The following is a 9,133-nucleotide window of genomic DNA, read 5'->3' on the forward strand; positions in this document are numbered from 1 at the left end:
TTCACCTGGGAGCGCACCGACCGCGTCGACGCCCTGCGCGCCGCCGCCGGGCTCTAGGAACCGGGCTCAGGACGGCGGGAAGTCCGTCGTCGGGGCCAGGGGGGCCCACTGCTCCCAGACGGACAGGCGTTCGCGCAGGGCCGTGGGGGCGCGGTCGGCCGCGGTGGTGCCCAGGAGGACGCGGAGTGGGGGGTCCTCGGCCTCCAGGAGCTTCAGGAGGGCCACCCCGGCCCGGCGCGGGTCGCCGGGCTGGAGGTGGGCGAAGGCGCCCGACAGGCCGTGCCGGCGCTTGGCCAGCACGGCGTCGTAGGCGGTCTTCGGCGTGGCCCGCACCATCGAGCTCGCGCTCCAGTCGGTACGGAACTCGCCGGCCTCGATCAGGGTGACCTTGATCCCGAAGCCGGCGACCTCCTGGGCCAGGGTCTCGCCCATCGCCTCCAGGGCCCATTTGCTGGCGCAGTACATGCCCAGGTTCGGGTACGTGGTCACGCCCGCGATGCTGGACATCTGCAGGAGGTGGCCGGAGCCCTGGCGGCGCATCAGCGGGAGTACGGCCTGGGTGGTCCACAGGGCGCCGAGGAAGTTCACGTCGAACTGGTCGCGGACCTGGCGTTCGGTGACCTCCTCCACGGCGCCGGCCAGCCCGTAGCCGGCGTTGTTCAGCAGGACGTCGATCCGTCCGGCCCGCTCCGCGGCCTCGGCGACGGTGGCGAACACCGCCGCGCGGTCGCTGACGTCCAGGGTCATGGGGACGACCCGCGCGCCGAAGCGCTCGACGAGTCCGTCGAGCGCCTCGACGCGGCGGGCCGTGGCGACCACGGTGTCCCCGGCCTCCAGGACGACCTCGGCGACGGCCCGTCCCAGGCCCCGGGAGGCGCCCGTGACGAACCAGACCCGAGGCGTCCCGTCCGTCATCGACGGGCCCGCTGCTCGGCGAAGGCCTTGGCGTGGTTGAGGGTGGCGGTGCTGTTGGTGCTGAGGGCCGTGTGTATGTAGGCCTTGGCGTCCTCGACCGTCGCCTCGGGGCCCAGGACGCGGGCGATGTTCTCGGTGTTGATCGTCACCGTGTGCTGGGAGGAGGCGGACACGCCGCCCTCGCCGTCCTCGGCGAACGTCCAGTAGCCGGTGTGCAGGCTCATCAGCGCGGGCAGGGTCGTCTGCTTGTAGGCGATCCGCTCGTGCGGGAACGTCACCCGGTAGGACTTGGTCGTGTGCACGGAGCCGTCCTTGGCCCGGGTGTCCATCTCCAGTTCCTGCAGGCCCGGGGTGTCCTCGGTCAGCCGGACGACCGCCACGTGCGGCAGCCGCTCGGGCCACAGGTCCGCCTCGTTGACGAAGTCGTAGACGTCCTTCGCGGAGCCCTCGACGCGGACCGTGTCCTCGAAGGAGAACGTCAGGTCCTCGGTGGCGTGGGCGCGCTCCACGTTCGTCTTGAGCGCGGCGAGCTCCGAGCGCGAGTTGCGGTCGACCGCCTTGTCGATCCACTCCAGCTTGGCCAGGTCGTCGTCCTCGGCCCGGTAGTCGTGCAGCAGCCGCACCCGGGACTCGCCCTCCGGGAGCGGCTCGATGATCCAGGTGCCGCCCATCGCGGCGACCGGGGGAGCCGGGACCTCCTGGCGGAAGGTGATCGTCAGCTTCTCCGGGTCCAGGGTGCGGCGCGAGGTCCAGTTCTTGGGCTCGCCGTTGGCGGTGGCCCAGATCCGGATGCGTTCCTCGTTCCCGCCCTGCGGGATGTGGTCCACGTAGATGGTCGGGGGGAAGATCCGCGGCCAGTTCTGCACCTCGGCGATCAACCGGTACACGGCGGCGGCCGGGGCCGAGACCGTGATCTCGTGCTCCACTTCACGCAGGCCGGGCTGCGGCATGGTCTTGCTCCTCGGGATCGGGGGTCGTGCGGGCGTACGTGATCGGGCGGGCCGGGCTCAGAAGTTGCCGAGGCCGCCGCAGACGTTGAGGGCCTGCGAGGTGATGGAGGCGGCGGTGTCGGAGGCCAGGTAGCCGACGAGGCCGGCGACCTCCTGCGGGGTGGAGTAGCGGCCGAGGGGGATCTTGGCCTGGAACTTCTCCAGCACCGCCTCCTCCGTGGTCTGGTACGCGGCGGCGTAGCCCTGGCGGACCCGCTCGGCCATCGGCGTCTCGACGTAGCCGGGGCAGACGGCGTTGACGGTGATGCCCGTCGGGGCCAGCTCGTTGCCCAGCGCCTTGGTGAAGCCCACCACGCCGTGCTTGGACGCCGAGTAGGGGGCGCCCAGGACCACGCCCTGCTTGCCCGCGGTGGAGGCGATGTTGATGATGCGGCCGCGGTTCTTGGCGCGCATGCCGCCGGTGTTCAGGACCTCGCGGGTGACGCGGAAGACGCTGTTGAGGTTGGTCTCGATCACGTCGTACCAGAGCTCGTCGGTGATGTCGGCGGTGACGCCGCCGCCCGAGCGGCCGGCGTTGTTGACCACCACGTCGATGGTGCCGAACCGCTCCACGGCCGCCTCGACCCAGGCCTTGACGTCCTCCCCGCTGCGCACGTCGACACTCGCGCCGTCGACCTCCAGACCTTCGGCGGTGAGCTCCTTGACGGTACGGGCCACGTTGTCGGCGTCGCGGGCGCCGATGAACACCCGGTGCCCCTGCGCGGCCAGGGTGCGGGCCGCTTCCAGGCCGATACCGCTGGTCGCTCCGGTGACGACGGCGACGCGCTTGGTCTGGTCCTGCTCCTGGGCCTGGTCGGGCATGAGAACTCCTCGGTGAATCGACAGGTGGCGCACGCGGAGGATCTGTCACCGCGATGGAGCGGTACTCGAAGGCGTCTCGGCCGCCCCGCCGCGACCGGGGGGACCACCGGTCCTCCATCGTTCGTCGAGCGGTGGTCGACAGGATCGGGGAGACACCCGCACGTGAGAGGCGACCATGATCAACTTGTTTCAGCCCCAGGTCGGGGCGGAGGAACTCGACGCGGTCGCCGGGGTGTTCCACGACCGCAGGCTCGGCAGCGGACGGCGCACCAAGGCCTTCGAGACGGCCTTCGCCGAGCACCTGGGCATCGAACCCGACCACGTCGTGTTCACCAGCTCCGGCACGACCGCCCTGCACCTGGCCGTCGAGACCCTCGACCTCCAGCCGGGCGACGAGGTGGTCCTGCCCTCCCTGGGCCTGCCCGCCACCGCCGAGGCCGTGGCCGGACGCGGCGGCCGCCCCGTCTTCTGCGACGTCGACCGCCGCACCCTCAACCCGTCCCTGGAGGACGTCGAGGCCGCCCTCACCGACCGGACCCGCGCGGTCCTCTTCCTCCACTACGGGGGACGCGCCGGCGACATCCTGCGCATCGCCGCGCGCTGCCGGGAGCTGGGCCTCGCCCTGATCGAGGACGGCGCCTGCTCCGTCGCCTCCCGTGTCGACGGCCTGCCCGCCGGCACCTTCGGCGACCTCGCCGTGTGGAGCTTCGACCCGGGCCGGGTCCTGGTCACCGGCGACGGCGGCATGGTCTACGCGAAGGACCCCGAACGGGCCGCCCGCACCCGCCTCCTCGTCCGGCGCGGCCTGGTCCGCGCCAGCGGCTTCGGCCACGCCACCCTGCCCGGCGAACCGGACCTGCCCGAGTACGGGCGCGGCATCGCCGGCAACGACCTGACCGCCGCCATCGGCTCCGTCCAGCTGCGCCGCCTCCCCGAGATGGTGGCGCGGCGCCGCGAGATCGCCGCCCGCTACGACCGGGAACTGGCCGGCACCGAGGGGCTGCTGACGCCCCCGCCGCTGCCCGAGGGCCACGAGTCCACGGACTGCCTGTACTGGGTGCAGCTCGACCCCGCCATCAGGGACGGGGTCGTCGCCGACCTGCTGGCCGAGGAGATCTACACGACCTCCCACCACGCGCCCCTGCACCGGTTCCCGGCCGAGGGCGACGCGGAGCCCCCGGCGCCCCCGCTGCCCTCCTGCGACTGGGCGGTGGACCGCACCGTACGCCTGCCCCTGCACCCCGGCCTCAGCGACGCGGACGTCGCCACCGTCATCGACGCGCTGCGCAGGTCCGTGCGCTCCCGGCTCGCCAGTACCGACGAAGGACTCACCGTGAAGGACACCCCATGAACCGACGCGTCGTCATCACCGGGATCGGCGTGGTCGCACCCGGGGGAGTGGGCACCAAGGCGTACTGGGCCCGGCTCACCTCCGGGCGGACCGCGACCCGCGCCATCAGCCTCTTCGACGCCTCCGGCTTCCGCTCGCGGATCGCCGCCGAGGCCGACTTCGACCCGCTCGCCCACGGGTTCACCCCCGAGGAGGCCGCCCGCCTCGACCGGGCCGCGCAGTTCGCGCTGGTCAGCGCCGACGAGGCGGTCCGCGACAGCGGCCTCGACACCGCCGCCCTGGACCCCACCCGCACCGGGGTCACCCTGGGCAGCGCGGTGGGCTGCACCACCGGCCTGGACAACGAGTACAACGCCGTGAGCGGGGGCGGCTCCACCTGGCAGGTGGACCACACCCTCGCCGTGCCCCACCTGTTCGACTACTTCGTGCCCAGCTCGATGGCGGCCGAGGTGGCCTGGCGGGTCGGCGCCCAGGGCCCCGTCTCCATGGTCTCCACCGGCTGCACCTCGGGCCTGGACTCCATCGGGCACGCCGTGGAGCTGATCCGCGAGGGCAGCGCCGACGTGATGGTCACCGGCGCCACCGAGGCCCCGATCTCACCGATCACCGTGGCCTGCTTCGACGCCATCAAGGCCACCTCGCCCAGCAACGACCACCCGGAGACCGCCTCCCGCCCCTTCGACGCCACCCGCAACGGGTTCGTCCTCGGCGAGGGCTCGGCGATCCTCGTCCTGGAGGAGCTGGAGAGCGCCCGCCGGCGCGGCGCCCACGTCTACGCCGAGATAGCCGGGTTCGCCAGCCGCGGCAACGCCTACCACATGACCGGCCTGAAGGCCGAGGGCCGCGAGATGGCCGAGGCCATCACCGTCGCCCTCGACGAGGCCCGCCTGCCCGCCACCGCCGTCGACTACGTCAACGCCCACGGCTCCGGCACCAAGCAGAACGACCGGCACGAGACCGCCGCCTTCAAGCGCAGCCTCGGCAGCCACGCCTACGAGGTCCCGGTCAGCTCCATCAAGTCGATGATCGGGCACTCGCTGGGCGCGATCGGCTCCCTGGAGGTGGCCGCGAGCGCGCTGGCCATCGAGCACAACACCGTCCCGCCGACCGCGAACCTGCACCACCCCGACCCGGGCTGCGACCTGGACTACATCCCGCTGACCGCGCGCGAGCACCGCACGGACACCGTCCTCAGCGTCGGCAGCGGCTTCGGCGGCTTCCAGAGCGCCATGATCCTGACCCGCCCGCGCCTGGGAGCCGCCGCATGAGCACGCAGACCGCCGACGCGCCCGTCATGTCTTCGGCGGCCGCCTCCGCCGCCCCGGTGATCACCGGGATCGGCGTGGCCGCCCCGAACGGCCTGGGCACCGAGGCCTGGTGGAGCGCGGTCCTGCGCGGCGAGAGCGGCATCCGCCCGGTCACCCGCTTCGACGCCGGGCAGTACCCGGCGAAGCTCGCCGGGGAGGTCCAGGGCTTCGACGCCGCCGCGCACCTGCCCGGCCGGCTGCTGCCGCAGACCGACCAGGTGACCCGGCTCGCCCTCACCGCCGCCGACGAGGCCCTCGCCGACGCCGGGGTGGACCCGGCCGAGCTGCCCGACTACGCGGCCGGGGTGATCACCGCCAGCTCGGCCGGCGGCTACGAGTTCGGGCAGCGCGAGCTCCAGGCCCTGTGGAGCAAGGGCGGCCAGTACGTCAGCGCGTACCAGTCCTTCGCCTGGTTCTACGCCGTCAACAGCGGCCAGATCTCCATCAAGAACGGCATGCGCGGCCCCAACAGCGTCCTGGTCAGCGAACAGGCCGGCGGGCTCGACGCCGTGGCCCAGGCCCGCCGCCAGCTCCGCAAGGGCATCCGGCTGGTCGTCACCGGCGGCATGGACTCCTCCCTCTGCCCCTGGGGCTGGGCCGCCCACCTGGCCTCCGGCGAACTCAGCACCTCCGAGGACCTCGAGCGCGCCTACCTGCCCTTCTCCGAGGAAGCCGGCGGGCACGTCGTCGGCGAGGGCGGGGCGCTGCTCGTCCTGGAGGACGGGGCCTCCGCCCGCGAGCGCGGCGCCCGCCCCTACGGGGAGGTCGCCGGGTACGCCGCCACCTTCGACCCGCCGCCCGGCTCGGGCGGCGCTCCCCGGCTGCGCGACGCGGCCGCGCTGGCCCTGCGCGAGGCCGGGCTGGCCCCCGCCGACGTGGACGTGGTCTTCGCCGACGCCGCCGGCCGGCGCGAGGCCGACCGCGCCGAGGCCGAGGCCCTCGCCGAGCTCTTCGGGGAGTACGGGGTCCCGGTGACCGCGCCCAAGACCATGACGGGCCGGCTCGCCGCGGGCGGCGCCTCCCTCGACCTGGCCGCGGCCCTGCTCTCGCTGCGCGACGGGGTGATCCCGCCGACCGTGCACGCCGGGCCGCCCGCCGCGGACTGCCCCCTCGACCTGGTGACCGGGGTGCGCCGGCCCGCCCGGCTGCGCACGGCACTGGTCCTGGCCCGGGGCCGGGGCGGATTCAACGCCGCCATGGTGGTCCGGGGACGGTGAGCGGGAGCGGCGGCGGGCCCCGGATGGAGGAGGTGGCCGAGCACGTCTGGGCCTACCTCCAGCCCGACGGCGGCTGGTGCCTGAACAACGCGGGGCTGATCGCCCCGGGCGGCGGCCGGCCCGTGCTGGTCGACACCGCCGCCACCGAGGCCCGTGCCCGGGCCCTGGGGGAGGCGGTCGCCCGGATCACCCCGCACGCCCCGCGCTTCGTGGTGAACACCCACTCGCACGGCGACCACACGTTCGGTAACCGGTTCTTCGCCGGCCGGGCCCTGGTCGTCGCGCACGAGGCGGCGCGCGCCGAGATGGCCCTCGCCGGACTGCACCTGACCCGGCTGTGGCCGGACGTCCCCTGGGGGGAGGTCCGCGTGGAGCTGCCCGGGCTGACCTACCGCGACCGGCTCACCCTGCACCCGGGGGACTTCCCCGTCGAGCTGGTCCACCCGGGCACCGCCCACACCGTCGGGGACACGGTGGTCTGGCTGCCGCGGCAGCGGGTGCTGTTCACCGGGGACATCGTGATGTCCGGGGCCACGCCGTTCTGCCTGACCGGCTCGGTCTCCGGTTCGCTCGCCGTCGTCGAGCGGCTGCGCGCCCTCGGCCCGGAGACCGTCGTCGCGGGGCACGGGCCGGTCGGCGGCCCGGGGCTGCTCGACGCCACCGCCGGGTACCTGCGCCTGGTGCAGCGGCTGGCCGCCGAGGGCCTCGCGGCGGGGCTGACCCCTCTGGAGGCCGCGCGGGAGGCCGACCTCGGCCCGTACGCGGAGCTCCTGGACGCCGAGCGGCTGGTGCCCAACCTGCACCGCGCCTACGCCGAGGCGCGGGGCGCCGAGCCGGGGCACCGGCTCGACGTGGAGGAGATGTTCTGCGAGATGGTCGAGTACCACGGCGGACTGCCCGCCTGCGCCGCCTGAGGACAGGCGGCACGGACGGGCGGTCGGGGCCGTGGGCAGGGGGGCCTGCTAGTCGGTGCCGGACTCCATCGCGGCGCGGTCCAGCAGCTCCTCGTCCGCGGAGACCTCGCCACGGGAGGCGATGGCCTCGGCGCCGCCCTCCGGCATCTCCGGCATGGTGCCGATCAGCCCGGTCGCGGCCGCCTGGGCGGCGCCGACGGCGGGGCTGCCGCTGCCGATCAGGCCGAGCACCGCGTACTGCTCCAGCTTGGCGCGGGAGTCGGCGATGTCGAGGTTGCGCATGGTCAGCTGGCCGATGCGGTCCACCGGGCCGAAGGCCGAGTCCTCGGTGCGCTCCATGGAGAGCTTGTCCGGGTGGTAGCTGAACGCCGGGCCCTGGGTGTCGAGGATCGAGTAGTCCTCGCCGCGCCGCAGCCGCAGGGTCACCTCGCCGGTGACGGCCGCGCCGACCCAGCGCTGGAGGGACTCGCGGACCATCAGGGCCTGCGGGTCCAGCCAGCGGCCCTCGTACATGAGCCGGCCGAGGCGGCGGCCCTCGTTGTGGTACTGGGCGAGGGTGTCCTCGTTGTGGATGGCGTTGACCAGGCGCTCGTACGCGGCGTGCAGCAGGGCCATGCCCGGCGCCTCGTAGATGCCGCGGCTCTTGGCCTCGATGATCCGGTTCTCGATCTGGTCGGACATGCCCATGCCGTGCCGGCCGCCGATGGCGTTGGCCTCCATGACCAGGTCGACGGCGGAGGCGAACTGCTTGCCGTTGATCGTGACCGGGCGGCCCTGCTCGAAGCCGATGGTCACGTCCTCGGTGTCGATCTCGACCGAGGGGTCCCAGAACCGGACGCCCATGATCGGCTCGACGGTCTCCAGGCCGGTGTCCAGGTGCTCCAGGGTCTTGGCCTCGTGGGTGGCGCCCCAGATGTTGGCGTCGGTGGAGTACGCCTTCTCCGTGCTGTCCCGGTAGGGGAGGCCGTGGGCCAGCAGCCACTCCGACATCTCCTTGCGGCCGCCGAGCTCGGTCACGAAGGCCGCGTCGAGCCAGGGCTTGTAGATCCGCAGGTGCGGGTTGGCGAGCAGGCCGTAGCGGTAGAACCGCTCGATGTCGTTGCCCTTGAAGGTGGAGCCGTCGCCCCAGATCTGGACGTCGTCCTCGAGCATCGCCCGGACCAGCAGCGTGCCGGTGACGGCGCGGCCGAGCGGGGTGGTGTTGAAGTAGGCGCGACCGCCGGAGCGGATGTGGAACGCACCGCAGGTCAGCGCGGCCAGGCCCTCCTCGACCAGCGCCGCGCGGCAGTCGACCAGACGCGCGACCTCGGCGCCGTAGGCCTGGGCGCGCCCGGGCACCGAGGCGATGTCGGGCTCGTCGTACTGGCCGATGTCGGCGGTGTAGGTGCACGGGACGGCGCCCTTGTCGCGCATCCACGCGACCGCGACGGAGGTGTCGAGTCCGCCGGAGAAGGCGATGCCGACGCGCTCGCCGACGGGAAGGGAGGTGAGGACCTTAGACATGGGATGAGTATGCAGAACGATGCATGTTCATGCAAGTGGAGGGGGCTCCGCCGTTAACGGCGTCATGGCGGGCGTTAACGCCGTTAATGATCGACAAGCCCGCTCAGACCCGGGG

8 protein-coding genes are annotated in these 9,133 nt (G+C 73.4%); 4 read left to right on the top strand and 4 right to left on the bottom strand.

The window, feature by feature from the left end:
- Positions 1–66 precede the first annotated feature (66 nt).
- Genes VR44_RS28530 through fabG form a run of 3 tightly spaced genes read right to left on the bottom strand, consistent with a single transcriptional unit; the run spans position 67 to position 2,726 of the window.
- The gene (locus tag VR44_RS28530) at positions 67–915 is read right to left on the bottom strand and encodes an oxidoreductase (protein WP_045950493.1); all 849 of its coding nucleotides are present in this window, start codon (positions 913–915) and stop codon (positions 67–69) included.
- Complete coding sequence (locus VR44_RS28535) at positions 912–1,865, bottom strand: aromatase/cyclase (protein WP_045950494.1); 954 nt, start codon at positions 1,863–1,865, stop codon at positions 912–914. Before VR44_RS28535 ends, VR44_RS28530 begins: the two co-directional genes overlap by 4 nt.
- A 57-nt stretch (positions 1,866–1,922) precedes the next feature.
- Positions 1,923–2,726, bottom strand: a complete 804-nt coding sequence (gene fabG, locus VR44_RS28540; RefSeq protein WP_045950495.1) for a 3-oxoacyl-ACP reductase FabG — start codon at positions 2,724–2,726, stop codon at positions 1,923–1,925.
- Positions 2,727–2,901: 175 nt separating this feature from the next.
- Here fabG and VR44_RS28545 point away from each other — a divergent pair, with 175 nt between their 5' ends.
- The 4 genes from VR44_RS28545 to VR44_RS28560 are packed head-to-tail and all read left to right on the top strand — an operon-like array spanning position 2,902 to position 7,515.
- Positions 2,902–4,077, top strand: a complete 1,176-nt coding sequence (locus tag VR44_RS28545) for a DegT/DnrJ/EryC1/StrS family aminotransferase (RefSeq protein ID WP_045950496.1) — start codon at positions 2,902–2,904, stop codon at positions 4,075–4,077.
- The gene (locus VR44_RS28550; protein WP_045950497.1) at positions 4,074–5,345 is read left to right on the top strand and encodes a beta-ketoacyl-[acyl-carrier-protein] synthase family protein; all 1,272 of its coding nucleotides are present in this window, start codon (positions 4,074–4,076) and stop codon (positions 5,343–5,345) included. Before VR44_RS28545 ends, VR44_RS28550 begins: the two co-directional genes overlap by 4 nt.
- Complete coding sequence (locus tag VR44_RS28555) at positions 5,342–6,601, top strand: ketosynthase chain-length factor (protein WP_245692384.1); 1,260 nt, start codon at positions 5,342–5,344, stop codon at positions 6,599–6,601. The genes VR44_RS28550 and VR44_RS28555 overlap by 4 nt, the downstream gene beginning before the upstream one ends.
- A 23-nt stretch (positions 6,602–6,624) precedes the next feature.
- Entirely contained in the window at positions 6,625–7,515 is an 891-nt protein-coding gene (locus tag VR44_RS28560; RefSeq protein WP_045950498.1) for an MBL fold metallo-hydrolase, read from the top strand.
- Between the two features lie 48 nt (positions 7,516–7,563).
- Here VR44_RS28560 and argG read toward each other — a convergent pair whose 3' ends face one another.
- A complete protein-coding gene (argG, locus tag VR44_RS28565) occupies positions 7,564–9,018 on the bottom strand; it encodes an argininosuccinate synthase (protein WP_045950499.1) in 1,455 nt (484 codons plus the stop codon).
- Positions 9,019–9,133 lie beyond the last annotated feature (115 nt).

This window comes from Streptomyces katrae, assembly GCF_000966975.1.
Taxonomy (GTDB): Bacteria; Actinomycetota; Actinomycetes; order Streptomycetales; family Streptomycetaceae; genus Streptomyces; species Streptomyces katrae.